Annotated in this window: 24 protein-coding genes and 1 tRNA gene; 13 read left to right on the top strand and 12 right to left on the bottom strand. The window is 71.2% G+C overall.

Translation table 11 applies throughout. The features are described 5' to 3' along the window. The first annotated feature begins 90 nt into the window (after positions 1 to 90). The 4 genes from ACIF83_RS16865 (at position 91) to ACIF83_RS16850 (ending at position 4,535) form a co-directional block, all read left to right on the top strand. Positions 91 to 852: a DeoR/GlpR family DNA-binding transcription regulator gene (locus tag ACIF83_RS16865; protein WP_389176155.1), complete on the top strand. Its 762-nt coding sequence runs from the start codon at positions 91 to 93 to the stop codon at positions 850 to 852. Further along, positions 849 to 1,796 (top strand): 1-phosphofructokinase, encoded by a 948-nt coding sequence (gene pfkB, locus ACIF83_RS16860; RefSeq protein WP_399727501.1) that lies wholly within the window; start codon positions 849 to 851, stop codon positions 1,794 to 1,796. The genes ACIF83_RS16865 and pfkB overlap by 4 nt, the downstream gene beginning before the upstream one ends. 269 nt (positions 1,797 to 2,065) lie before the next feature. Further along, positions 2,066 to 4,192, top strand: coding sequence for a fructose-specific PTS transporter subunit EIIC (locus ACIF83_RS16855; protein WP_399727498.1), 2,127 nt, complete (start codon positions 2,066 to 2,068; stop codon positions 4,190 to 4,192). 112 nt (positions 4,193 to 4,304) lie between these two features. Then, positions 4,305 to 4,535, top strand: a complete 231-nt coding sequence (locus ACIF83_RS16850) for a hypothetical protein (protein WP_393471883.1) — start codon at positions 4,305 to 4,307, stop codon at positions 4,533 to 4,535. A 31-nt stretch (positions 4,536 to 4,566) separates the two neighbouring features. Here ACIF83_RS16850 and ACIF83_RS16845 read toward each other — a convergent pair whose 3' ends face one another. The 4 genes from ACIF83_RS16845 to ACIF83_RS16830 form a co-directional block, all read right to left on the bottom strand. Next, complete coding sequence (locus tag ACIF83_RS16845; protein ID WP_393471881.1) at positions 4,567 to 5,313, bottom strand: DUF6227 family protein; 747 nt, start codon at positions 5,311 to 5,313, stop codon at positions 4,567 to 4,569. Positions 5,314 to 5,470: 157 nt separating this feature from the next. Further along, positions 5,471 to 6,691, bottom strand: a complete 1,221-nt coding sequence (locus tag ACIF83_RS16840) for an Ig-like domain-containing protein (RefSeq protein ID WP_398139367.1) — start codon at positions 6,689 to 6,691, stop codon at positions 5,471 to 5,473. Positions 6,692 to 6,850: 159 nt separating this feature from the next. Then, entirely contained in the window at positions 6,851 to 7,879 is a 1,029-nt protein-coding gene (locus ACIF83_RS16835; protein ID WP_399727495.1) for a P1 family peptidase, read from the bottom strand. A 41-nt stretch (positions 7,880 to 7,920) separates the two neighbouring features. Further along, complete coding sequence (locus ACIF83_RS16830; RefSeq protein ID WP_399727492.1) at positions 7,921 to 9,156, bottom strand: low temperature requirement protein A; 1,236 nt, start codon at positions 9,154 to 9,156, stop codon at positions 7,921 to 7,923. Positions 9,157 to 9,292: 136 nt separating this feature from the next. Here ACIF83_RS16830 and ACIF83_RS16825 point away from each other — a divergent pair, with 136 nt between their 5' ends. Further along, complete coding sequence (locus ACIF83_RS16825) at positions 9,293 to 9,469, top strand: hypothetical protein (RefSeq protein WP_393471873.1); 177 nt, start codon at positions 9,293 to 9,295, stop codon at positions 9,467 to 9,469. A gap of 19 nt (positions 9,470 to 9,488) precedes the next feature. Here ACIF83_RS16825 and mscL read toward each other — a convergent pair whose 3' ends face one another. The 6 genes from mscL to ACIF83_RS16795 form a co-directional block, all read right to left on the bottom strand. Continuing rightward, complete coding sequence (gene mscL, locus ACIF83_RS16820) at positions 9,489 to 9,947, bottom strand: large conductance mechanosensitive channel protein MscL (protein ID WP_393472700.1); 459 nt, start codon at positions 9,945 to 9,947, stop codon at positions 9,489 to 9,491. 138 nt (positions 9,948 to 10,085) lie between these two features. Further along, the gene (locus ACIF83_RS16815; protein ID WP_399727488.1) at positions 10,086 to 10,658 is read right to left on the bottom strand and encodes a hypothetical protein; all 573 of its coding nucleotides are present in this window, start codon (positions 10,656 to 10,658) and stop codon (positions 10,086 to 10,088) included. Positions 10,659 to 10,908: 250 nt separating this feature from the next. Then, positions 10,909 to 11,742 (bottom strand): S-methyl-5'-thioadenosine phosphorylase, encoded by an 834-nt coding sequence (locus ACIF83_RS16810; protein ID WP_393471868.1) that lies wholly within the window; start codon positions 11,740 to 11,742, stop codon positions 10,909 to 10,911. Between the two features lie 100 nt (positions 11,743 to 11,842). After that, positions 11,843 to 12,169: an FmdB family zinc ribbon protein gene (locus tag ACIF83_RS16805; RefSeq protein ID WP_398139372.1), complete on the bottom strand. Its 327-nt coding sequence runs from the start codon at positions 12,167 to 12,169 to the stop codon at positions 11,843 to 11,845. Between the two features lie 67 nt (positions 12,170 to 12,236). Continuing rightward, positions 12,237 to 13,535: an MFS transporter gene (locus ACIF83_RS16800; RefSeq protein WP_399727484.1), complete on the bottom strand. Its 1,299-nt coding sequence runs from the start codon at positions 13,533 to 13,535 to the stop codon at positions 12,237 to 12,239. 278 nt (positions 13,536 to 13,813) lie between these two features. Further along, positions 13,814 to 15,370 carry a potassium/proton antiporter gene (locus ACIF83_RS16795; protein WP_399727481.1) on the bottom strand — a complete coding sequence of 519 codons (1,557 nt, stop codon included), beginning with the start codon at positions 15,368 to 15,370 and terminating at the stop codon, positions 13,814 to 13,816. Between the two features lie 217 nt (positions 15,371 to 15,587). Between ACIF83_RS16795 and ACIF83_RS16790 the strand changes: the two genes are divergently transcribed. Further along, entirely contained in the window at positions 15,588 to 18,347 is a 2,760-nt protein-coding gene (locus ACIF83_RS16790) for a penicillin acylase family protein (RefSeq protein WP_393471858.1), read from the top strand. An 88-nt stretch (positions 18,348 to 18,435) separates the two neighbouring features. On the opposite strand, the gene ACIF83_RS16785 is transcribed toward ACIF83_RS16790, so the two are convergent. Next, positions 18,436 to 19,017, bottom strand: coding sequence for a 5-formyltetrahydrofolate cyclo-ligase (locus ACIF83_RS16785; RefSeq protein ID WP_393471855.1), 582 nt, complete (start codon positions 19,015 to 19,017; stop codon positions 18,436 to 18,438). Between the two features lie 134 nt (positions 19,018 to 19,151). On the opposite strand from ACIF83_RS16785, the gene galU reads away from it, so the two are divergent. The 7 genes from galU (at position 19,152) to ACIF83_RS16750 (ending at position 24,703) form a co-directional block, all read left to right on the top strand. Continuing rightward, positions 19,152 to 20,063: a UTP--glucose-1-phosphate uridylyltransferase GalU gene (galU, locus tag ACIF83_RS16780; protein ID WP_393471853.1), complete on the top strand. Its 912-nt coding sequence runs from the start codon at positions 19,152 to 19,154 to the stop codon at positions 20,061 to 20,063. Continuing rightward, entirely contained in the window at positions 20,060 to 21,382 is a 1,323-nt protein-coding gene (gene glp, locus ACIF83_RS16775; RefSeq protein ID WP_393471850.1) for a gephyrin-like molybdotransferase Glp, read from the top strand. The genes galU and glp overlap by 4 nt, the downstream gene beginning before the upstream one ends. Positions 21,383 to 21,459: 77 nt before the next feature. Next, a complete protein-coding gene (gene moaC / locus ACIF83_RS16770; RefSeq protein ID WP_393471847.1) occupies positions 21,460 to 21,972 on the top strand; it encodes a cyclic pyranopterin monophosphate synthase MoaC in 513 nt (170 codons plus the stop codon). After that, positions 21,969 to 22,469: a molybdenum cofactor biosynthesis protein B gene (locus ACIF83_RS16765; protein WP_393471845.1), complete on the top strand. Its 501-nt coding sequence runs from the start codon at positions 21,969 to 21,971 to the stop codon at positions 22,467 to 22,469. Before moaC ends, ACIF83_RS16765 begins: the two co-directional genes overlap by 4 nt. A 20-nt stretch (positions 22,470 to 22,489) precedes the next feature. Beyond that, entirely contained in the window at positions 22,490 to 23,122 is a 633-nt protein-coding gene (locus tag ACIF83_RS16760) for a GNAT family N-acetyltransferase (protein ID WP_393471842.1), read from the top strand. A 184-nt stretch (positions 23,123 to 23,306) separates the two neighbouring features. Then, positions 23,307 to 24,536, top strand: a complete 1,230-nt coding sequence (gene glpR / locus ACIF83_RS16755) for a gephyrin-like molybdotransferase receptor GlpR (protein ID WP_399727474.1) — start codon at positions 23,307 to 23,309, stop codon at positions 24,534 to 24,536. A gap of 93 nt (positions 24,537 to 24,629) precedes the next feature. Beyond that, positions 24,630 to 24,703: transfer RNA gene (locus ACIF83_RS16750), tRNA-Ala, on the top strand. A gap of 47 nt (positions 24,704 to 24,750) precedes the next feature. Here ACIF83_RS16750 and ACIF83_RS16745 read toward each other — a convergent pair. Then, positions 24,751 to 25,230: a GNAT family N-acetyltransferase gene (locus ACIF83_RS16745; protein WP_393471837.1), complete on the bottom strand. Its 480-nt coding sequence runs from the start codon at positions 25,228 to 25,230 to the stop codon at positions 24,751 to 24,753. Positions 25,231 to 25,267: the final 37 nt, after the last annotated feature.

Below are 25,267 nucleotides of genomic sequence, written 5' to 3'. Positions count from 1 at the left end.
TTGCAGCCCGAACCTGTTTACTTCCCGGAAATCAGGGCGTACTCTCGCAGTTAAACCACACGTTCGGGCATGAGTCGGAGGGCAACGGACATGTACGCACCGGAGCGGCAGCAGGAGATCCTCCGGATCGCCCGTGACGGCGGCCGGGTGGACGTGCTGTCGCTGGCCGAGGAGTTCCAGGTCACGGCGGAGACGATCCGCCGTGACCTGAAGGCCCTCGACCGAGCGGGTCTCGTCCGGCGGGTGCACGGCGGTGCCATCCCGGTCGGCCGCCTCGACTTCGAGCCGGACCTCGCCGAGCGCGAGTCCACCGCCGCCGACGAGAAGGACCGCATCGCCAAGGCGGCCCTCGCCGAACTGCCCGTCGAGGGCACGATGGTCCTCGACGCCGGCACGACGGTGGCGCGCATGGCCGCGGCCATCCCGCTGGAGGCCTCCCTCACCGTCGTCACGCACAGCCTGCCGATCGCCGCCCGCCTCGCCGACCACCCGGGCATCCAGCTCCACCTGGTCGGAGGCCGCGTCCGGCACCGCACACGCGCCGCCGTGGACGCCTGGGCACTGCGCGCGTACGGCGAGATCCGCGCCGACGTCCTGTTCGTCGCCGCCAACGGCTTCTCCGCCGAGCACGGTCTGACCACCCCGGACCTCGCCGAGGCCGCGGTCAAGCGGGCGGCCGTCGCCGCCGCCCGCCGTGTCGTCCTCCTCGCCGACTCCTCCAAGCACGGCCAGGAGCACTTCGCCCGCTTCGGCGACCTGAGCGACGTGGACCTGCTGATCACCGACAGCGGGCTGAGCCCCGAAGACGCCGCCGTGATCGAGCGCGGCGGCACGGAAGTAGTGCGCGCATGATCCTCACCGTCACCCCCAACCCGTCCCTCGACCGCACCTACGAGGTCCAGAAACTGAAGCGCGGCGAGGTCATCCGGGCCGAGACCGAGCGTATGGACCCCGGCGGCAAGGGCGTGAACGTCTCGCGCGCGGTTGCGGCCGCCGGACGGCGTACGGTCGCGGTACTGCCCCTGGGCGGTGCGCCGGGCACGCTCGTCGCCGATCTGCTCGACGCGCAGGGCATCGAGGTCGCGCCGGTCCCGGTCGCCGGAGCCACCCGCTCGAACATCGCGCTCGCGGAGGCGGACGGGGTGCTCACGAAGATCAACGCACCCGGCCCCGACCTGTCCCCGGCCGAACAGGAGCTGCTCCTGGACACCGTCCGCGAGCAGTCCCGCGACGCGGACTGGATCGCGTGCTGCGGGAGCCTGCCCCGGGGGCTCGCACCCTCCTGGTACGCCGACGTCGTCACGCGGGCGCACGCCGGCGGGGCGCGCATCGCCCTCGACACCTCGGGGCGCGCGCTCCTGGAGGCGCTGCGCGCCCGGCCCGACGTGGTGAAGCCGAACGCCGAGGAGCTGGCGGAAGCCGTCGGGCGCCCCCTGGCGACGGTGGGGGACGCGGTGAAGGCGGCCGAGGAGCTGCGCGAGATGGGCGCACGCGCCGTACTCGCGAGCCTGGGCGCCGACGGGCAGTTGCTCGTGGACGACGCGGGCGCCTGGTTCGGCAGCGCGCACGTGGACGCCGTACGCAGCAACGTGGGCGCCGGCGACTCCTCCCTCGCCGGCTTCCTGATCGCCGGCGGCCGCGGCCCGGAGGCCCTCGCCTCCGCCGTCGCCCACGGCGCCGCCGCCGTCCAGCTCCCCGGCAGCGTGATGCCTACCCCCGCCGACCTGGACCCGGCCGCGGTGACGGTCACGGCCGACATCCCGGTCGACCGCGAACTGACGGAGCCGGTGTCATGAACGTCCGCAGGCCCCGTACGGCCATGCCGATCATGTCGGCCCTGGCGTCGGCGCCGCTCCGGCCACCGGCCCTGAAGCGGCGGGACTCCCCGTTACCCGCCGCCTCGGCGGGCCGGCAGGACACCCCGATCCGCCCTGCCACCCCCAGGAGGCGGGCTCTCCCCGGCCCCGCCTCCGCCGCCCACCCCGCCGCCTCCCCCCCCACAGCACCCCCGTCCCCACCTCCGCCCACCTCACCCCCGGGCGATACGCGTGCATAGGAGCCCGCGATGAGCGACATGATCACCGCGGACCTGGTCGACCTCGACCTGTCCGCCGACACCAAGGAAGCGGCGGCGCGTGCCCTCGCCGAGCGCATGGTGGCCCAGGGCCGGGTGACCGACCTGGAGGGCTTCCTCGCCGACGTGGCCGCCCGTGAGGCCCAGATGCCGACCGGCCTCGACGGCGGCATCGGCATCCCGCACTGCCGCAGCGCCCATGTCACCGAGCCGACGCTCGCCTTCGGCCGCAGTGCCGCAGGGATCGACTTCGGCGCCCCGGACGGCCCGGCCGACCTGATCTTCCTGATCGCGGCCCCGGCCGGCGCCGACGACGCCCACCTGACGATCCTCTCCGCCCTGGCCCGGCAGCTGATGAACACCGAGTTCACGGACGCGCTGCGGTCGGCGGGCGACGTGGGGACGGCGGCGGCGCTGATCCGCGGGGACGAGGCACCGGCGACCGCGGACAGCGCGTCCGCCGCTGCACCGGCGTCCGAGGACGCCTCCGAAGACTCCGCTGCGACGCCGGTGGCGGCCTCCGCCGGCGCCGCAGCGGGCAGCACGGCCCCGGCGCCGGGTGCGGCCACCGAGAGTGGCTCCGCCCCGGCGCCGGGCGCCACGGGAACGGGCGAACGCCCCTTCCGTATCGTCGCGGTCACCTCCTGCCCGACCGGTATCGCCCACACCTACATGGCGGCCGAGTCCCTGGAGAACGCGGGCCACGAGGCGGGCGTCGAGGTCGTCGTCGAGACACAGGGCTCGGCCGGCTTCACCCGGCTCGACCCGGCGGTGATCGCGGCGGCGGACGGCGTGATCTTCGCGCACGACGTCCCCGTACGCGACAAGGACCGCTTCGCGGGCAAGCCGACGGTCGACGTCGGTGTGAAGGCGGGCATCAACCGCCCCGCCGAGCTGATCTCCGAGGTGCGCGGCAAGGCCGAGCGCGGCGAGGTCACCGCGGGCGCCGCTGCGGGAACGCCGGTCGAGCGCGCGGGCGACTCCACCGAGGGCTACGGCACCAAGCTCCGCAAGTGGCTGATGTCCGGCGTCAGCTACATGGTCCCGTTCGTCGCGGCCGGCGGTCTGCTCATCGCCCTCGGCTTCGCGATCGGCGGCTGGAAGGTCAACAAGGCGCCGTCGGTCATGGAGCACTTCGTGTGGACCCAGACGGGCAGCTGGGGCGCGCTGCTCTTCCAGATCGGCGTGGTGTCCTTCGGCTTCCTCGTCCCGGTCCTGGCCGGCTACATCGCCTATGGCATGGCGGACCGGCCCGGTCTCGTCCCCGGCTTCGTAGGCGGCTCGATCGCCCTCACCATCAACGCCGGCTTCCTCGGCGGTCTGGCGGCCGGTCTGATCGCCGGTGGCGTGGTGATGGCGATCCAGAAGATCAACATCCCTGCGGCGTTGCGCGGCATCATGCCGGTGGTGGTGATCCCGCTGATCTCCTCGGCGATCGTCGGGTTCCTGATGTTCGTCGTCATCGGCAAGCCCATCGCGACCGCCCAGAAGGGCCTGACCGACTGGCTGGGCGGCCTCACCGGCACCAACGCCGTCCTGCTCGGCGCCCTGCTCGGCCTGATGATGTGCTTCGACCTGGGCGGCCCGGTCAACAAGGTGGCCTACACCTTCGCCACGGCGGGCATCGCGGTCGCCAGCCCGAGCGACTCCGCGATGAAGATCATGGCCGCGGTGATGGCGGCCGGCATGGTCCCGCCGCTGGCGATGGCCCTGGCCACGACGGTGCGCGGCAAGCTCTTCACCCAGACCGAGCGCGAGAACGGCAAGGCCGCCTGGGTGCTGGGCGCCTCCTTCATCTCCGAGGGCGCGATCCCGTTCGCCGCTGCGGACCCGCTGCGGGTGATCCCGTCCGCCATGGTGGGCGGCGCGATCACCGGCGCCCTGTCGATGGGCTTCGGCGCCACCCTGCGCGCCCCGCACGGCGGCATCTTCGTGGTCCCGCTGATCGGCAACCCGTTCCTCTACCTGATCGCCATCGCGGTCGGCGTGTGCGTCAGCGCGGCCCTGGTCGTCCTCCTCAAGGGCATGCGCAAGCAGGCCCCGGAGCCCACGGCCACGGACCCCGCCGCGAACCCGGCCACGACGCCGAAGGAGGCGAAGCAGCCCGTCGCCGCCTGACGGGGTACCGCCACCTCTTGTCCCTTTGGTGAGCTGTGAGTTGTTCACGCCACCTGCGAGATACGTCACGGTCCGGGGCCAAAGTCCCGGACCGTGGTGTCTACTGGACGGCATGCCTGAGCAAGTCTCGACTCTTCAAGTGATCGGCGTGACCGTCCTCACGCTGGCGGGCGTCGTCTGGGCCGTCGCGGTGACGCGCATCATGCGCCGCGCCCGCGTCGAGGCCGTTCTGGCGGCCTTCCCGCACCAGCGCTTCGGTCCTCCGCCGCAGGAGTACGTCGAACTGAGCGCGGCGGAACAGGACGCCTTCGCGGGCCTGGTACGACGACTCGGAAGCCGCTGACGGAAGCGGGCACCGAGGCCGCCGACAGGCCCTAGGCCTGCCGCGCCGCGCGCCGTTCCATGGCCTCCCGGGCCGCGTCCTGCGACGTATAGACCTCGCACATGTGCCGGCCGTCGGGCGTCGCCGTGTGCTCGACCTCCCACAGGGAGACCTCCCGGCCGTCCGGCAGCAGGAACGCGTGCTCGTACAGCGCGAAGCTCAGGCCCGCGCGGCCGGTCCGTCCGGGCCGCCCGAACGCCTGGGTGATCTGATGCGCGGCTGCCGTCGCCAGCAGCGCCGCCGTCTCCGCGTCCGGACGGTCGGGGTTCTCCGCGCGGCGCAGCAGCCGGCGCGCGTGGTCCGCCGAGTCGTCCGGCGTGTACACGTGCCGGGGCTCGGGGATCGCCGACAGCTGCATCAGCACCGGCAGCTCGAAGTCCGGAGTGTCCGGCGGCAGCGCGAGCCGGGCGGTGGCGGTGTACAGCTCCTCCTCGTCGACATACACCTCGTGCTGTGCGTCGCCGCCCGGCACGGTGTTGTGGACCAGCTCCCACAGGGTCACCGCCGAGCCGTCGGCGAGCAGCCAGGTGTGCCGGTACGTCTCGCGGTGCAGCCCCGCGCTGTGGTGGGCGGAGTGCAGGGAACTGTCCTGCGCCAGGGCGCAGTCGAGCCGCCGCAAGACCTCGTCGGGCAGCTCGAAGGAGTTCAGGGCACGGCCGAGGAGCCGCTCGAGATGCTCCTCCGGAGACTCGGGCGACTCGGCTGGTTCGTACGCTGCCGTCTCGTACGGAACGCTCAAGGCTTCTCCCGGCGTTGCTGCATGTCACCTTGTGGGTGCATACCGTAGCCCCTCGGTCGGACATCATGTCCGGGAACCGAGAAAACGTATGCCGGGAAAACGCGAAGGCCGCGCGAGAAGTTCCCGCGCGGCCTCACGAACCGTCAGAACCTGCCGGTCAGGCGGCGCTTCCGGCGGTCCAGGCGCTCCACGACATGTTCCAGCCGTTGAGACCGTTGTCCGGGGCCACCGTCTTGTCCGGGGAGTTCTTCACGATCACGACGTCACCGATGAGCGAGTTGTCGTAGAACCACTTGGCCGTCGTGTCACCCTGCGCGCCCTGCACGTCCGCCAGACCGACGCAGCCGTGGCTGGTGCCCTCCCGGCCGAACGGCGGGTTGCCCTTGTTGTACCAGTAGTTGCCGTGGATGAACGTGCCGGACGTCGTCAGACGCATCGCGTGCGGCACGTCGGAGATGTCGTACTCCCCGCCGAAGCCGACCGTCGAGCCGTTCATACGGGTCTGCACGAACTTCTCGGAGATGACCATCTGCCCGTTGTACGTGGTGTGCTGCGGGCTGCCCGCGGAGATCGGCACCGACTTGAACGTCTTGCCGTCCCGCACCACCGTCATGGTCTGCGTGTTGACGTCGACCGTGGAGACCTGCGAGCGCCCGACCGTGAAGGACACCGTCTTCTTCTGTACGCCGGAGACGCCGCTCGCGCCCTGCACCCCGTCCAGGTCGATCTTCATCGTGACCTTGGAGCCGGCCTTCCAGTACTCCTGCGGCCGGAAGTCGAGCCGCTGGTTCCCGAACCAGTGCCCGACGACCTGCTGACCGCTGCTGGAGTTGACCGTGATGTGCGACTGCACGGCCTTCTTGTCGGTGATGGCCTTGTCGAAGGTGAACGACACCGGCATGCCCACACCGACCGTCGAGCCGTCGTCCGGCGTGTAGGTGCCGATGAAGCTGTTGGCCGAGCTGACGGTGGTGAAGATGGAGTTGGCCGCCGCCGTACGCCCGCTCGCGTCCTTCGCGGTCGCGTCGATCTCGTACTTCGTGCCGCGCTCCAGCTGTCCCTTCGGCTTCCAGCTGCTGCCGTCCGCCGATATCGCCCCCTGCACCGCCTGGCCCGACCCGGCCACGGTCATCTTCACGTCCGTCAGCTTGCCGCCGCTGACCTTCACGCCGGTCGCGTTGATCGACGCGCCGGTCGAACCGTCCTTGGCCGAGATCACGACCTTCGCCGTCGACGTCTTGGGCGAGTCCTTGCCCCCCTTGCCGTCGTCGTTCGAGGCGTTGGCGCTGCCACCGCAGGCGGTCAGGGTCAGGGCGCCGACCACCAAGGCGGCACAGGCCCCCAGTACGCGCCGCGCTGCAATGTCCGGCGTTGTCACGGGCTGCTCCATGTTCGTGTGATGTGCGTGATCCGTTCCAGTGCGTGAGGAAAGAGGACCCGGGTCCGGGGGAGGTTCCCTCCGGAGCCCGTTGACGTCATCACGTGACAGAACCGCGACATTCCATGGCTCGACCCGCGGCCCGACGGCCGCCGGGGCTCATCGCTCCCCGTACAACTCCCTGTACGACGGCCACACTCCACCCGGCCCGTCGACCGGCCCGGCGGCGCGCACGGCGCGCACGATCGCGCGCGTCACGACGTCGGCGGCGGCCGCGAGGACGTCGTTGAGCGCCAACGGGCCGGCGCTGTCGAGCGTGCGGGTGCCGGTCGCCAGTGCGAACACCGTGTCGCCGTCGTGCAGCAGGTGCACCGGCCGCACGGCGCGTGCGATGCCGTCGTGCGCCGTGCCCGCCATCTTCTGCGCCTGTGCCTTGGTGAGGTCCGCGTCGGTCGCGACCACCGCGAGCGTCGTGTTCAGTGGCGGCGGCGCGTTCTTCGAGGCCACCTCGGTGAGACGCCGACGCGCGGCCTCGTGCACGCGCTCCTCCGGATACTGCACGCGCCCCTGGAACAACTCCCCGTACAGGACACCCGTTTCCGGATCCAGCACCGACCCCGCCGCGTTCACCACCACCAGGGCGGCCACCGTGATCCCCGAGTCCAGTACGGCACTCGCGGTGCCCACCCCGCCCTTGAGCTGCCCCGCCACGGCGCCCGTACCGGCGCCCACACACCCCTCGTGCACGGCCGCGCCCTGCGCGCTCGCGGCGGCCGCCTCCACCGCCGCGCGCCCCGTCGCCGCGTCCGGCCGGGCGCGGAAGTCCCCGCCGCGCCCCAGATCGAAGACGCACGCGGCCGGCACCACCGGCACGACGTGCCGCGGGTCCGGCCCGACCCGCACCCCACGCCCCTGCTCCTCGAGCCAGGCCATCACCCCGGACGCGGCGTCGAGCCCGTAGGCGCTGCCTCCGGTCAGCACGACGGCGTCGACCTTCTGCACCACGTTGCGCGGGTCGAGGGCGTCGGTCTCCTTGGTGCCGGGACCGCCTCCGCGCACGTCCACGGCGGCGACGGCGCCGCCCTCGGGCGCGAGGACGACCGTGGTACCGGTGAGCCGGCCGTCCCCGCTGCGGGTGGCGTGTCCCACCCGCAGCCCGGCGACATCCGTCAATGCGTCAACTGTCATGGGGCCAGTCTGGCCCAGCTCCAGGGCGCGTCCGCGGGGGTTCAGGCGGCCGGTGCCGTCGCGTTCGCGCGCCGCTCGCGGGCGACCATGCGCGTCGTGAGCGTCACCCCGACCACCACCGCGGCCGCGGACACGAGCCCCGCGGCGAGCACCGCCCACTCGCGCAGGAAGGTGCAGCAGACGACCAGCAGCGCCGTGACCGGCAGCACCAGCTGCTGGCTGATGCCGACCTTGAAGTGCCGCGAGTGCAGCGCCCACACGGTCAGCAGGTACAGCGCCGTCGGCAGGGTCACGGCCGCCGAGGCGGACAGCGTCGAGATGTGCGCCTTGCCGACCGCCTGCTCCACCGCCACCTCCAGGCCGGCGCCGATCGCCGCGGCCGAGGCGAAGATCAGGTAGTGGCCGTAGCCCCAGAGGAAGGCCTGCCTGCTGGAGCGCAGGTGACCGTGGATGGGCACCACGAAGTAGATCCACCACGCGGCGAAGACGATCAGCAGGCCGCCCGCCGCGATCGGCAGCAGCTCGCCCAGCGCGTCGTGCTCGTCCAGCGCCGACTTCACGGCGACCGTGGCCGCGGCGATCGTCTCGCCGAGCACGATGATCGTGAACAGGCCGTACCGCTCGGCGATGTGGTGCGGATGCCAGGACGTCACACGGGCCTTCTCCGCGTACAAGGGCACGGACAGCTCCGCGATCACCATCACCAGGAACACCCAGGGCCGGGCCGGCTCCGGCAGCAGGATCAGCCCCAGCCAGCCGACCTGGCACAACAGCACACCGCACGCGTATCTGAGCGCAGTGCTCCGCTCCGGCCCCTCGGCCGATCGCGCCGCTCTCAGCCACTGCGCGACCATCGCCAGCCGCATGATCACGTAGCCGAGCCAGACGACCAGGTAGTCGTGGTGCTCGAAGGCCCGGGAGACGCCCGCCGCCAGTACCAGCACACCGGCGATCTGGACCAGGGTGACCACCCGGTAGAGCGCGTCGTCGTTGTCGTACGCCGAGGCGAACCAGGTGAAGTTCATCCAGGCCCACCAGATGGCGAAGAACACCATCGCGTAGTTCAGGATCCCGCTGCCCGCGTGCCCCGCGGCCACGGCGTGCACGAGTTGCACGCCCGCCTGTGCGATGGCCACCACGAAACACAGGTCGAAGAAGAGCTCCAGAGGGGAGGAGACCCGGTGCGCCTCGTCGCGCCTGCGCGCGGTGAGCCGCCGCAGGGGCCCTTGGGACTTGTGCGCACCCGAGGCGGGCGCCGGAGCGGAACTGGACGTCATGCCTCCCAGGACAGCAGAAAACCGCGACAAAATCTTGTGAAGTGATTCACAAGCGTGCGGGGGTCCCAAGTCCGGGAGGAATCTCCAGGTCAGAGGCTTCGCGGGGCCGCCCGGGCCGGGGCCGTACCCTTGGGGCATGAGCACTGCCCGCGAACCCGAGCCGCGCGACCCGAAGCCCGCGCTGATCTTCGACGACCCGTTGAGCCAGCAGTCCTCGGACGACACCGACCGCGGGTGGGGCGAGCGCCCGGACGGCGACAGTGCCGCCGATCTGAAGCGCTTCCTCGACGAGAAGCCGCCCCACCACCTCTGAGCCGCCCGCGGGAGCGCCGCTAGCGCTCGTCGTGCACCGACACGCGCTGGGCGACCAGCGCGTCGCGGATCTCCTTGAGGACCTCCAGCTCGGTCACCTCGATGATCTCGTGCGTGCCTTCCCTCGCCTTCCGGCGGGCCTCCACCCGGGCCAGGTACTTCGCCATCGGCAGGACCATCAGGAAGTACACGACGGCCGCGGTGATCACGAAGCTCAGCGTCGCGCCGAGGACCGAGCCCCACATCAGATGGATGCCCTGGTCGCCCTTGCAGCTGCTGCTCAGGCACGAGCTGTAGTGGTCCAGGTTCTGCGTGCCGATCGCGCCCACCAGCGGGTTGATGAGCCCCTTCACCACCGAGTTGACGATGTTGGTGAAGGCGGCGCCGATGACCACCGCGACCGCCAGATCGACGACGTTGCCGCGCATCAGGAAGGCCTTGAAGCCCTGCCATATGCTCGGTTCCTTCTTCGCGTTCACCTCGGGGACTCTCCTCACGTGCACAGGGTGTGGAACGAAACGCTCCGCAACCTACGGCACGGTGCGGCCGTTGTGTCCAATTCCGCAGCTCGATCGAACGACTTGACGGCGGGCCGCAGAGACATCGGTCGACGTGGCTCAGCACAACGTCACCGCCAGCCGTGCGGTGGCGCTCGCGCCCACGAGCCGCGCCGCCGTGCTGCGGGGCACCGACAGCACGACCAGCGCCCCGCTCTCGGACGCACCCTCCAGCGGCTCCGGCACCCGCGTCACCCGCACCCCCCGCGCCAGCACCCGGGCACCGCCTCCGGCCGACGGGTCCTCGGCCGCGATGACGTCGACGCGGTCACTGGGCCGGAGCAGCCGGACGGTGGCGGCGTCCGAGATCCGCACCGGCGCCGTCACCATGTCCACCCCTCCGTGCCGTCGTGGGGGTTCCGCGACCGGATGCCCGCGGACCCGTTCGGTGCGGTGGGGTTCGGTCGCGGTCCGTGGCCCCGCCGCCACGAGCGCGGCCGCGGTCACGGCGAGGCCGGCCGCGAGAGCCCGCCTGCGATGCCGAACGAGCCGTTGCAGCTGATACCGCCCGCCGTGCACGCGCACCGGGGTGAAGGGCGGGACCTCGCAGGTCGCCGGGGCGTCGGTGCCGAGGGGGCGCGGGAGGCGGAGGGGAGGCGCGGACGGACTGGGGGACGACGAGGTCAAGGGCATGGGGATCACCGCCTGCGACGAGGGGATTTCGGCTTGCCCTGCCACGATGACGCCTCGCGCCGAAGCCCGCCGGAGCCGGTGGACTACCGACCGGTTGTGGACAACTCGCCCACCCGAACGGGGACTTCCGCTCGATCCGTCCCTCGCGTCGCCCCGTCCCTCGCGTCGCCCCGTCCCTCGCGTCGCCCCGTCCCTCGCGTCGCCCCGTCCCTCGCGTCGCCCCGTCCCTCGCGTCGCCCCGTTCCTCCCGCTACGGCAGTTCGAAGCCCGGATCCATCCCGCCGAGCGCGTTCTTGCAGAGGCAGTCCCGCGCCCCGGTCTCCGGCAGTGCCGCCACCGCGTCGAACAGCACGCCCCGCAACCGGTCCACGTTGGCCGCGAACACCTGCAGCACCTCCTCGTGGGAGACCCCCTCGCCGGTCTCGGCACCGGCGTCCAGGTCGGTGACCAGGGTCAGCGACGTGTAGCAGAGCTCCAGTTCACGGGCGAGCGCCGCCTCGGGGTGGCCGGTCATGCCCACCACCGACCAGCCCTGCGCCTGGTGCCACAACGATTCGGCGCGGGTCGAGAAGCGCGGCCCCTCGACCACGACGAGCGTGCCGCCGTCCACCGGCTCCCAGTCCCGTCCGTGCGCCGCCTTCAATGCGGCGGCCCGGCCGGCGGGGCAGTAGGGGTCGGCCATGGACACGTGCACCACGTTGGGCACCGAGCCGTCGGGCAGCGGCAACCCGTCGAAGTACGTCTGGACCCTGGCCTTCGTACGGTCCACCAGCTGGTCCGGTACGAGCAGGGTGCCGGGGCCGTACTCGGGGCGCAGCCCGCCGACCGCGCACGGGCCGAGGACCTGCCGGACGCCTACCGAGCGCAGGGCCCAGAGGTTGGCGCGGTAGTTGATCCGGTGCGGTGGCAGGTGGTGGCCGCGGCCGTGCCGGGGCAGGAACGCGACCCGTCGGCCGGCGATCTCGCCGAGGAAGAGGGAGTCGCTGGGCTGCCCGTAGGGGGTGTCCACCTGGACCTCGGTCACGTCGTCGAGGAACGAGTAGAAGCCCGACCCGCCGATTACACCGATCTCTGCGTTCGCCATGACGAGCACACTAGCTGGCTGCGAAAAGGCGGGGGAGCCGGTGCCCGGGTACACCTGAGGCCCTGTCGTCTCGCGACGGCAGGGCCCGGCGAATGAGATCTCAGGCCGCGGAGCTGCTGCTCGAGGAGCCCGACGAAGACGAGGACGAAGAGGACGACGAAGAGGACGAAGACGCCGACGAGGACGACTTCGAGTCGGACGACGACGAGGAGCCGGACGACTTCGTCGCCGGGCTGCTGCTCGACGTGGAGCCGCGGGAGTCGTTGCGGTAGAAGCCGGAGCCCTTGAAGACGATGCCGACCGCGGAGAACACCTTCTTCAGGCGGCCACCGCAGTTGGGGCACTCGGTCAGGGCGTCATCGGTGAACTTCTGAACCGCCTCGAGGCCCTCGCCGCACTCGGTGCACTGGTACTGGTAGGTCGGCACTGTCTTCCTCCTGGCACTCTCACTCAATGAGTGCTAACGACGGTCCATAGTGACGTATTCCCGGGGATCAGTCCACCGTCACCGGCACGCGGTGACCGACGCCACGTGCGACCGTGCGGGTCTGGATCCGGGCGATCAGCCGCGAACGCAGGGCGACCAGGGTGGCCAGCGCGAGCACGGTGCCGGCCATCGGCACCAGGAAACCGGCACCGCCCCACAGGCGGTCCTCCAGCTGTCCGGCGACCGTGACGGCGGCCGCCTGGCCGAGCGCGACGGCGCCGGTCAGCCAGGTGAACGCCTCGGTGCGGGCCTCGGCCGGCACCAGGCCCTCGACCAGCGTGTAGCCGGTGATCAGGGCCGGGGCGATGCACATGCCGACCAGCAGGCCGAGGCCGGCCAGCAGTGGCACCGAGTGCGCCGTCCACAGCGCGGACGCGGTCAGCGCGAGCGCGGCATAGCCGAGGACCAGGCGTCGCTGCGGGGCGGCCTTCCAGGCGATCGCGCCGCAGACGATGCCGGAGAGCATGTTGCCCGCGGCGAAGGTGCCGTAGAGGACACCGTTGAGGCCGGGCTCGCCGATCGACTCGGTGAACGCCGCCAGCGACACCTGCATGCCGCCGAAGACCGACCCGATGCCCAGGAAGGTCACGACCAGCACCCGGACGCCCGGGACGCGCAGGGCGGAGGCGTGCTGCTCGCGTGCGTGCCCGCTCTCGCCGAACACCGGCGGCTGCGTGCTCTTCTGCGCGGCGAACAGCAGACCGCCGACGAGCGTCAGCGCGGCCTCGGTCACCAGGCCCGCGGAAGGGGTGACGGCGGTGCACAGCGCGGTCGCCAGCAGAGGCCCGAAGACGAAGGTCAGCTCGTCCGTGACGGACTCGAAGGCCGCCGCGGTGGTCATCAGGGGCGAGCCCTGGAGCTTCACGCCCCAGCGCGCACGCACCATGGGGCCGACCTGCGGGACCGAGGCGCCGGTCGGCACGGCCGCCACGAACAGCGCCCACAGGGGCGCGTGTGTCAGCGCCAGCGCCGTCAGCGTCAGGCCCGACAGCGCGTGCACCAGGACACCCGGGATCAGGACGGCGCGCTGCCCGTAACGGTCGGCGAGGCGGCCGCTGTACGGCGCGAACAGCGCCATGGAGACACCGGTGGCGGCTGCGGCGGCGCCCGCGGCGCCGTACGAGCCGGTGGTGTGCTGCACGAGCAGCACGATGGAGATGGTGAGCATCGCGAACGGCTGGCGCGCCGCGAAGCCGGGGAGCAGGAACGTCCAGGCGCCGCGGGTGCGCAGCAGCTGTCCGTATCCGGGGCGGGAAGGGGCCGGCGAGATCGTCTCCGGTGCGGTGGTGGTGACCGTGGATCCCACGGCCGTGCCTTTCTGCCGCCTGGTAGCGCGGGCCCCGTTGCGGGCCCGGGCGCCGAGAGCTGTCCTCTTGCGCGGACTGCGGTAGATACCGGCGCCCACTGTGGGTGGGGGTGGCCCGGCCGCCATACGGTCGCGCCAGCTCTGCGTCAGGCAGAGTTGGTTCGATCAGGGTGCGCCTTCATCGTACAGGGGGCGCTGCCTCGCCCACCTGTGAAAATGAGCACCACCGGGACGGTCACCTGTGATTACCGGACGTGTGAACCGTACGAAACGCCCCCTTAACGCGAGCTGCCCGCCCCGTCCGTGCCCAGCCAGCCGGCCAGCTTGCCGCCGTGGGCGACCGCGCGCAGGCGCCGTTCCGCCGCGTCGCGCACGGGGTCGGTGGCGACCACGAGGAGTTCGTCCCCGTGCCGCAGCACCGTCGTGGGCAGAGGAACAAACGATTTTCCATCCCGGACGACGAGGGTGACGGCGGCGCCGGGCGGCAACCGCAGCTCGTTGACCTCGACGCCGTGCATCCGGGAGCCGTCGGGGATCGAGACGGACAGCAGATGCCCGCGCAGCCGCTCCAGGGGTGCCGACTCGATGCCGAGGTCGGACGCCTCGCCCGGCTCGCCGAGGCGCAGCCTGCCCGCCAGCCAGGGCAGGGTCGGCCCCTGCACGAGGGTGTAGACGACGACCAGCACGAAGACGATGTTGAAGATCCGCTGGCTGCCCGCGACGCCGTTCACCATGGGGATCGTCGCCAGGATGATGGGCACGGCGCCGCGCAGTCCCGCCCAGGACATCAGCGCCTGCTCCCGCCACGGCACCCGGAACGGGGCCAGGCTGAGTACGACGCTCAGTGGACGGGCCACCATGGTCAGCGCGAGCCCGATGACGAGGGCCGGCCAGATGTCGTCGCCCAGCTCGTGCGGGGTGACGAGCAGGCCGAGCAGGACGAACATGCCGATCTGGGCGATCCAGCCGAGCCCCTCGGCGAAGCCGCGCGTGGCGGGCCAGTGCGGGAGCTTGGCGTTGCCCAGCACCATCGACGCCAGGTAGACGGCGAGGAAGCCGCTGCCGTGATCCAGTGCGCCGGCGGCATAGGCCGTGACGGCGATCGCCAGCACGGCGATCGGGTAGAGGCCGGAGGCGGGCAGGGCGACGCGCTTGAGGGTCCAGGCCCCGAGCCAGCCCACCGTGAGACCCACGGCCGCGCCGATGGCCAGTTCCAGCGCTATCTCGCTCACCAGGACGTACCAGTGCTCGACCGGGCCGGCTGTGGAGAAGGCGACGACCAGGATGACCACCGGGGCGTCGTTGAAGCCGGACTCCGCCTCCAGCGTGCCCGCCACGCGCGCGGGGAGGGGGATCCTGCGCAGGACCGAGAAGACCGCCGCCGCGTCCGTCGAGGAGACCACCGCGCCGATGATGAGCGCCTGCCGCCAGTCCAGCCCGACCAGATAGTGCGCGCCCGCCGCGGTCGCGCCGACGCTGATCGCGACCCCCACCAGCGCCAGCATGGAGGCGGACCCCAGGATCGGCCGGATCTCCTTCCACTTCGTGCCCAGACCACCCTCGGCGAGGATCACGACCAGGGCCGCGTACCCGATGACCTGGGTCAGCTCGGCGTTGTTGAAGTGGATGTTCCCGATGCCGTCCTGGCCCATGAGGATGCCGATCCCCAGGTAGACGAGCAGGCTGGGGAGCCCGCTGCGTGAGGAGATCCGGACGGCCGCGACGGCGACCAGGAGGACCAGGGAGCAGACGAGCAGGAGCTGGTCGAGGTGGTGAACAGTCAGCAGCGGTTCCCTTCCTTGGCTCGCGCGGGGGGCGCGTGAGCTCGCGTACACAAGACCCGAGGCTGCGGCGCACCGCACCCAAGTACTTCGTTACCTTACCTAACTCTTGACGCTTTCTTGACACTCGCCAGGGCAAGATCGAACGTCCGTGCGCGCCGGTTCCCGACTCCGCGTCAAGCGGCTCGGGGCCCTGCGCCTATGGTTGCTCCAGCGCTCATTCAAAGTCACAGCCCGACCTGCCGCTCGCGTTAGGACAGCAAGGACAGCGATGCCCCCCAACACCACCGCCACAACGGGTGACAAGCCCGGCAAGTCCGGCAGGAAGAAGGGGCGCAAAGCCCGACTTATCGTGCTGGTGCTCGTCCTGGCCATCATCGGAGGCGTCGCCTACGGGGCGTACTGGTCGATCAGCACCGTCCGCGCCTCCTTCCCGCAGACCACGGGAACGATCACGCTCCAGGGCCTGTCGGGGCCCGTCGACGTCAAGCGGGACGGGAACGGCATCCCGCAGATCTACGCCTCGTCCGACGAGGACCTCTTCATGGCGCAGGGCTTCGTCCAGGCGCAGGACCGGTTCTACGAGATGGACGTGCGCCGGCACATGACCTCCGGGCGCCTGTCGGAGATGTTCGGCAAGGGGCAGGTCAAGAACGACGAGTTCCTGCGCACCCTCGGCTGGGACCGGATCGCCAAGGAGGAGTACGACACCAAGCTGTCGGACTCCACGAAGAAGTACCTCGACGCGTACGCCAAGGGCGTCAACGCCTACCTCCAGGGCAAGGACGGCAAGGACATCTCCCTGGAGTACGCGGCCCTGGGCTTCACCAACGACTACGAGCCGGCGAAGTGGACCCCGGTCGACTCCGTCTCCTGGCTGAAGGCGATGGCCTGGGACCTGCGCGGCAACATGCAGGACGAGATCGACCGCGCCCTGATGACCAGCCGTCTCGGCCCGCAGCAGATCGAGGACCTGTACCCGGAGTACCCCTACAGCCGCAACAAGCCGATCGTGCAGGAGGGCCAGTACAGCGACGTGGCCAAGACCTTCCAGCAGGGCGGTGCCACGAACGGCTCTCAGGGCGCGACCGGTACGACCGGCTCCTCCACCTCGTCCACGGCCGGTTCGGCCCTCACGAGCCAGCTGGCGGGCCTCTACAAGGTCCTGGACGACGTGCCCACCGCGGTCGGCGTGAACGGTCAGGGCATCGGCTCCAACTCCTGGGTCGTCGCCGGGAAGTACACCATCACCGGTAAGCCACTGCTCGCCAACGACCCGCACCTGTCTGCGTCGCTGCCGTCCGTCTGGTACCAGATGGGCCTGCACTGCCGCACCGTCTCCAGCAAGTGCCAGTACGACGTGACCGGCTACACCTTCGCCGGTATGCCCGGCGTGATAATCGGCCACAACGCGGACATCGCCTGGGGCATGACCAACTCCGGGGTCGACGTCACCGACCTGTACCTGGAGAAGCTCAGCGGCAACGGCTATCTGTACGACGGCAAGGTCAGGCCCTTCAAGAGCCGCGAGGAGACCATCAAGGTCGCCGGCGGCAAGTCCAAGACCATCGTCGTGCGCCAGACCGCCGACGGGATGCCGCTGCTGTCCGACCGCGACGACGAACTCGTCCAGGTCGGCAGGAAGGCCGCCGTCAACACGGCCGCGCCCGACCGCGGTGACGGCTACGGCATCGCCCTGAGGTGGACGGCGCTCGACCCGGGCACCTCCATGGACGCCGTGTTCGCCCTCGACAAGGCGGCGAACTGGAGCGACTTCCGCTCCGCCGCCGCCCTGTTCGACGTGCCCTCGCAGAACCTGGTCTACGCCAGCACGGACAACCACATCGGCTACACCCTGCCCGGCAGGATCCCCACCCGCTCCTCGGTGGACGACGGCTCCATCCCGGCGCCGGGCTGGAACTCGAAGTACCGCTGGACCGGCTTCATCAAGCAGGACGAGCTGCCCTACGAGTACGACCCCGCGCGGGGCTACATCGTCACCGCCAACCAGGCCGTGGTCGACAAGGACAAGTACCCGTACACGCTCACCACCGACTGGGGCTACGGCGCCCGCAGCCAGCGCATCACCGACCTGATCGAGTCCAAGATCAAGGGCACGGGCAAGATCTCCACCGACGACATGCGCCAGATGCAGCTGGACAACAGCAGCGAGATCGCCAAGCTGCTGGTGCCCAAGCTGCTGAAGATCAACCTCGACGACAAGAACGTCCGGGAGGCGCAGAAGCTGCTGGAGGGCTGGGACTACACCCAGGACGCCGACTCCGCGGCGGCCGCCTACTTCAACTCCGTGTGGCGCAACATCCTCAAGCTCGCCTTCGGCAACAAGCTCCCCAAGGAGCTGCGCGTCAAGGGCCAGTGCCTGTGGGTCGACAAGATCGACAGCACCGGCCCGGTGGACGACGACACGAAGGTCCGCGAGTGCGGCCAGCGCGACGCCGACCAGGCGCAGCCGGACGGCGGCGACCGCTGGTTCGAGGTCGTGCGCACGCTGATGGACAAGCCGGACAGCGACTGGTGGAAGACGCCCAAGTCGGGCACCCGTCCGGAGGCGAACAACCGGGACCAGCTCTTCGCCCGCGCGATGACCGACGCCCGCTGGGAGCTGACCGCCAAGCTCGGCAAGGACATCGACACCTGGAGCTGGGGCCGGCTGCACCGCCTGTTCCTGAAGAACCAGACGCTCGGCACCGAGGGCCCCGAGTTCCTCCAGTACGTCCTCAACCGCGGTCCCTGGAAGCTCAGCGGCGGCGAGGCCACCGTCAACGCGACCGGCTGGAACGCCGCCGGCGGCTACGGCGTCGTCTGGGTGCCGTCGATGCGCATGGTGGTCAACCTCAAGGACCTCGACAAGTCCAAGTGGATCAACCTGACCGGAGCCTCCGGACACGCCTACAGCGCCCACTACACCGACCAGACCAGCAAGTGGGTCAAGGGCGAGCTGCTGCCCTGGTCGTTCTCGGACAAGGCGGTCGACGCGAGCACGAGCGACACACTCGTCCTCAAGCCGTGATCGGCTGACGGCAGACCGACCGGACGGGCCCCCTCCACGCGCGCGTGGAGGGGGCCCGTCCCGTATCCGGACCAGGGGCCTCGCCCGGTCAGGCGTCCGTGAAGCGGCGCACACCCGACGGAGTCACCACCGCGTGCACCGGCTGATCGTGCGCCTCCTCCGGCACGCGTGCGACGACTTCCGTGTCGTACAGGAGCACCACGAGCGCGGGGCGCGCGCCCGCCCGCTCCAGACGCGCGAGCACCCGGTCGTACGACCCTCCGCCGCGCCCCAGGCGCATCCCGCGCGCGTCCACCGCGAGCCCGGGCAGCAGGACGACGTCCGCCGCGATCACGGCGTCCGGGCCGAGGCGCTCGCCGGAGGGCTCGAACAGGGCCATTTTTCCGCCATGTTGGATCCGCGCGAGGGAGCCCGGACCGGCGTACTCGCCCCAGTCCAGGTCGTTGTCGGGCAGGAGCGCGGGGAGCAGGACGCGTACGCCCCGCGCGCGCAGCGCGTCCAGCAGGGCGAGCGTGCCGGGCTCGCTCCCGACGGAGACGTACGCCGCCACCGTGCGCGCACGCGCCAGTTCGGGCAGCTCAAGGGCGCGCTCGGCCAGCGTGTCGCCCGCCTCCCGTACGACATCCTCCGGCAACCTGTTCCTCACCGCGAGGAGCTCCCGTCGCAACATTCGCTTGTCAGGCTCGCTCGTGCGTCCGTCGTGTACCACTGGTCGTTCTTGCACCCTTCTCAATGTGCTCATATGAGGGCCAATTAACCGGAGCCACAGATTCCTTACCAAAGGCACCGGATAAGGTTGCGGACATGACTCAGTCGCACCCCAGGATCAGCAAGGCTGTCATCCCGGCAGCAGGTCTCGGCACCCGGTTCCTTCCGGCGACCAAGGCCACTCCCAAGGAGATGCTGCCGGTCGTCGACAAGCCGGCGATCCAGTACGTGGTCGAGGAGGCCGTGTCGGCGGGGCTCGACGACGTCCTCATGATCACCGGACGCAACAAGCGTCCCCTGGAGGACCACTTCGACCGCAACTACGAGCTGGAATCGGCGCTCCAGAAGAAGGGCGACGCCGGCCGGCTCGCCAAGGTCCAGGAGTCCAGCGACCTGGCCACGATGCACTACGTGCGCCAGGGCGACCCCAGGGGCCTCGGTCACGCCGTGCTGTGCGCGGCCCCGCACGTCGGCCACGAGCCCTTCGCGGTCCTCCTCGGTGACGACCTGATCGACCCGCGCGACCCGCTGCTCCAGCGCATGATCGAGGTCCAGGAACAGCACGGCGGCAGTGTGATCGCGCTCATGGAGGTCGCGCCCGAGCAGATCCACCTCTACGGCTGCGCGGCGGTCGAGGCCACCGCCGAGGGCGACGTGGTCAAGGTGACCGGCATGGTGGAGAAGCCGGACCCGGCGGACGCCCCGTCGAACTACGCGATCATCGGCCGCTACGTCCTCGACCCGCACATCTTCGACATACTGCGCAAGACCGAGCCCGGTCGCGGCGGCGAGATCCAACTGACCGACGCCCTCCAGCAGCTGGCCCAGGACGAGAAGGTCGGCGGCCCGGTGCACGGCGTCGTCTTCAAGGGCCGCCGCTATGACACCGGCGACCGTGGCGACTACCTGCGTGCCATTGTCAGACTGGCGTGCGAACGTGAAGACCTGGGCCCGGACTTCCGGACCTGGCTTCGCAGTTACGTAGCCGAGGAGATGCAGCAGCGTTGAGCAACACCGCGACCAGCCCCGCCGGCCCGGACCACCTCTGGTCGGTGGACGAGCACCTGGAGGACATCCTCACCACGGTCCGTCCCCTCGAACCCATCGAGCTGCAACTGCTCGACGCCCAGGACTGCGTCCTGGTCGACGACATCACGGTGCCGGTCTCCCTGCCACCGTTCGACAACAGCTCCATGGACGGGTACGCGGTGCGGGTCGCGGACGTCGCCGGCGCCACCGAGGAGTTCCCGGCCGTCCTCGAGGTCGTCGGGGACGTCGCGGCCGGCTCGGCCGACCTGGTCCGGGTCGGACCCGGACAGGCCGCCCGCATCATGACCGGTGCCCCGCTGCCGCCCGGCGCCGAGGCCGTCGTCCCCGTCGAGTGGACCGACGGAGGGCTCGGCGAGGGCCCCGTGAGCGGGATGCGGGCCCGCAGCCTGGCCCCCGAGGGCGCCGAGGGACAGGTGCGCGTGCACCGCCCCGCCGAGGCACGCGCGCACGTGCGCGCCAGGGGCAGCGACGTGAAGGCCGGAGACCTGGCCCTGGAGGCCGGGACGATCCTCGGCCCGCCGCAGATCGCGCTGCTCGCCGCGATCGGCCGGGGCACGGTACGGGTGCGCCCGCGCCCGCGCGTGGTCGTCGTGTCCACGGGCAGCGAACTCGTCCAGCCCGGCGAGGAGCTGGGCAACGGTCAGATCTACGACTCCAACAGCTTCGCCCTCACCGCGGCCGCCCGCGACGCGGGCGCCATCGCCTACCGGGTGGGCGCCGTCGCCGACGACGCCGACATCCTCCGCTCCACCATCGAGGACCAGCTCATCCGCGCCGACCTGCTGGTGACCACGGGCGGAGTGAGCGTCGGGGCGTACGACGTCGTCAAGGAGGCGCTGTCGCACGTCGGCGACGAGGACGAGGCGGGCGGCGGCATCGACTTCCGCAAGATCGCCATGCAGCCGGGCAAGCCCCAGGGTTTCGGCTCCATCGGCCGCGACCACACGCCCCTGCTGGCCCTGCCCGGCAACCCCGTGTCGTCGTACGTCTCCTTCGAGCTGTTCGTCCGCCCCGCGATCCGCACCCTGATGGGCCTCGAGGACGTCCACCGGCCCCGCACCCGGGCCACCCTGAAGGCGGACAAGGCGCTCGGCTCCCCCAAGGGGCGCCGGCAGTTCCTGCGCGGCAAGTACGCCGACGGCGAGGTGACTCCTGTGGGCGGCTCGGGCTCCCACCTGATCGCGGCGCTGGCGCAGGCCGACGCGCTGATCGTCGTCCCCGAGGACGTGGAGTCCGTCGAGCCCGGTACGGACCTGGAGGTCGTGCTGCTCGGCTGACGAGCGGGCGGTACCGTGTCGCGCACAACAGGCCCGTGCACCGCACTGCGACGGGCCCGGACCAGGAGCGCCACACCATGACTGTGCCTTCCCGGGGGGAGACCCCCGGACCCCCCGTGCAGGACCGACTGACGCACATCGACGACGCGGGCGCGGCCCGCATGGTCGACGTATCCGGGAAGGACGTGACCGCGCGCACCGCCCGCGCGAGCGGCCGGGTCCTGGTGTCACCGCGGGTGATCGAGCTGCTGCGCGGTGAGGGGGTGCCCAAGGGGGACGCCCTGGCGACCGCGCGCATCGCGGGCATCATGGGCGCCAAGCGCACCCCGGACCTGATCCCGCTGTGCCACCCGTTGTCGGTGTCCGGTGTGAAACTGGATCTGTCGGTCGCGGACGACGCCGTGGAGATCCGGGCCACCGTGAAGACGACGGACCGCACGGGCGTCGAGATGGAGGCCCTCACCGCGGTGACGGTCGCCGCGCTCACCGTGATCGACATGGTCAAGGCGGTCGACAAGGGAGCGGTCATCACGGACGTGCGGGTGGAGGAGAAGACGGGCGGCAAGTCGGGCGACTGGAGCCGGTCATGACGTACCGCGCGCTGGTGGTCACCGCGTCCAACCGGGCCGCCGCGGGGGTCTACGAGGACAAGGGCGGCCCCCTGATCGCCGACGGCCTGCGGGGCTTCGGCTTCGAGGTCGACGGCCCTCGGGTCGTCCCGGACGGGGATCCGGTGGAGGCGGCCCTGCGCGCCGGTGCAGACGCCGGCTACGACGTCGTCGTCACCACCGGCGGCACCGGCATCTCGCCCACCGACCGCACGCCCGAGGCGACCCGCGCCGTGATCGACTACGAGGTGCCGGGCATCGCGGAGGCCGTCCGGGCGTTCGGACGGGAGAAGGTGCCGACCGCGGCGCTGTCCCGGGGCCTGGCCGGGGTGGCCGGGCGGACCCTGATCGTGAATCTGCCGGGCTCCACCGGCGGGGTGCGGGACGGCCTCGCCGTCCTGGAGCCGCTGCTGGTCCACGCCGTCGACCAGATCCGCGGCGGCGACCACCCGAGACCCAGTAGTGGGGGTGCGAGCTGAACAGCCCTTCCTGGCCCGTCGTGCTGGCGGACGGAGATGTCGTCCTCCGGCCGATAAAGCTGCGCGACCAGCGGGTCTGGCGTGAGGTGAACCGGCGCAACAGGGACTGGCTGCGCCCCTGGGAGGCGACCATCCCGCCGCCCACGCCGAGCGGGCCGATCACGCACCGGCCGACCTACCGCCAGATGGTCCGGCATCTGCGGTCCGAGGCCCACGCGGGCCGGATGCTGCCGTTCGTCATCGAGTACCAGGGGCAGCTCGTCGGGCAGTTGACGGTCGCCGGGATCACCTGGGGGTCGATGTGCTCGGGCCACGTCGGCTACTGGGTGGACGAGTCGGTGGCCGGGCGCGGGGTGATGCCGACGGCCGTCGCGCTCGTGGTGGACCACTGTTTCCGCACCGTCGGGCTGCACCGCATCGAGGTGTGCATTCGCCCCGAGAACCGGCCCAGCCGCAGGGTCGTGGAGAAACTCGGATTCCGCGAGGAGGGGCTGCGGCCGCGTTATCTGCACATCGACGGGGCCTGGCGCGACCACCTCGTCTTCGCGCTCACGGCGGAAGAAGTGCCGGAGGGGTTGCTCGGGCGCTGGCAGCGGGCACGCTCTCAGCGGACGCGGCACACGCAGGAGAACACCCCGGGGAATCCCGTCTAGGCCCGAAATTGAATACGTGTTCGAAATTGATCGACCGATGACCGTCTCGGCACATTGAATTGGCGGCTCGGACGGTCCACTGATCGCATCGGTCGCAAAAAAAGCTGGAAATATCAGCCAGATCGTGCGACACACCGGCCCAATTGGCGGATGGCCTCACGCAAACCCCTCTACCGTGTGAGGCGTGAGCAGCAGCGGCCTCATCTACGCAGTCATTGTCGGGGCCTGGGCCGCCTACTTGGTGCCGATGTGGCTCCGTAGGCAGGACGAGCTGAACGAGGCCCGTCCGACGGAACGCTTCAGCACCGCCATCCGGCTGCTGTCCGGACGGGCGGGGATGGAGCGCCGGTACGCCAGGGACCTGCGGGCGCGCTCCGCCCAGGAGGGGGAGCCGGACGCCAGTGACCCGGACGCCGCCACCGACTCGGTGGACGTCCGGGCCTTCGCCATGCCTCCGACCCGCCGTCAGGCGCGTCCGGAGGCCGGGGCGGAGGCGCCCGGGCGGGCGGAACCGGAACGCGACCGGCCCGTCATCCCGGCGCCCAAGTCTCCCCCCGCGTCCGTGCATCACTCGGTCGGCGCCTCAGCCTCCGCCTCCGCGTCCGCGCAGAAGCGCGTACCGGCCGCGCGGCGCGCGCCCTCGGCACAGGCGTCCGCGGCGCGTGCCCGGCGTTCGAAGGTGCTGGCGCGCCGTCGGCGCACCACCGTGATGCTCTTCCTCGCCTTCACGCTCGGTGCGATCGTCGCCGCGGTCGGAGGCCTCGCCTTCCTGTGGGCGCCCGGCGTACCCGCGGTCATGCTCAGCACGTACATCGCCTACCTGCGCTCCCAGGAGCGCCGCCGGTTCGCCTACCAGATGGATCGCCGGCGCGCCGAGGTCGCGGCCCAGCGTCTGCGCGAACGCCAGCCGCGCCGGCGCGCGTCTCTCGACGCGGGCCCCGCCGCCGACGAACCGGACGAGGGACCAGAGACCGAGACCGACACCGGCCTCTCCGCGCTCGCCGCTGACCGCCGCGCCCTCGTGGAGCAGACCGACCACGCCGAGTGGGTCGACCAGCAGCAGCGTGAGCGCCAGCGGCGGCCCGGGCACGGGGACAGCTGGGACCCGGTGCCGGTGCCTCTGCCGACGTACGTGACCGCGCCGGTCGCGCCACGGGCCACTTCGGACGTGGACCTGGGGGCGCCCGACACGTGGAGTTCGGCGCGTTCCAGCTCCGTCGTGCCGGAGCAGGAGGCGAGCCGCGCGCCGGAGGCCGGGGAGGGCGACGCGATGCTCGAGTCCGAGGAGAAGCCGGCGGACGACCGGAGCGACGCCCGCCGCGCGGCCTCCGCCCGCCGCTCGCGCGAGCGCGGACGCACCCCCCTCTTCGACCAGTACGAGGACGGGGACCGGCCGCGCGCGGCCAACGAGTGACCGCCGTCATGCGGCTGGAAGCCCGCCTCTGACCAGTCAGGGAACGGATTTCCAAGCACCCCGATGGGGATGCTAGAGTTTCACTCGTTGCAAGGGCCTGTGGCGCAGTCCGGTAGCGCACCTCGTTCGCATCGAGGGGGCCAGGGGTTCAAATCCCCTCAGGTCCACGCATCATGAAGCCCCGGTCGGCAGTAGCCGACCGGGGCTTCATTGCTCATCTCAGCTGCTTCGCGTAGCAGAGGCTCTCCGCGTAGTGGCGGTAGTAGCCGAACTTGACGCAGGGCTCGTAACCGCTCGAGGTGTACAGGGCGACGGCCTCCGGCTGCTTGGTGCCGGTCTCCAGGACCATGCGGACGCGGCCGGCCGCGCGGGCGTCCTCCTCCAGGGCCGAGAGGATGCGGCGGGCGAGGCCCCGGCCGCGCATCGCCTCGACGACGAACATGCGCTTGAGTTCGGCGTCGCCGTCCTCGTTGCCCTCCTCGTTGAGGTCCTGGCTGCGCCAGCCGCCCGTGGCCACCGGGCGGTCGTGCTCGTCGTAGGCGATCAGGTACGCGCCCCGGGGCGGGGTGAAGTCGGCGGCGTCGAGGACCGTGGCGTCGCCGCCGTCTCCGTAGCGCAGGTGGTACTCGGCCTGGACCTCGTCGTTGAGCTTGACGGCGTCGGGGTGATCGAAGCGAACACGACGTATATTCATGCTGGGCATCGTACTTCTATGCAGAGGGTGGGGGACG

It is taken from the genome of Streptomyces sp. NPDC085866, from assembly GCF_044541035.1.
Classification (GTDB): Bacteria; Actinomycetota; Actinomycetes; order Streptomycetales; family Streptomycetaceae; genus Streptomyces.
Note: the sequence above shows the minus strand (reverse complement) of the source record. Positions and strands in the feature narration are given on the sequence as shown.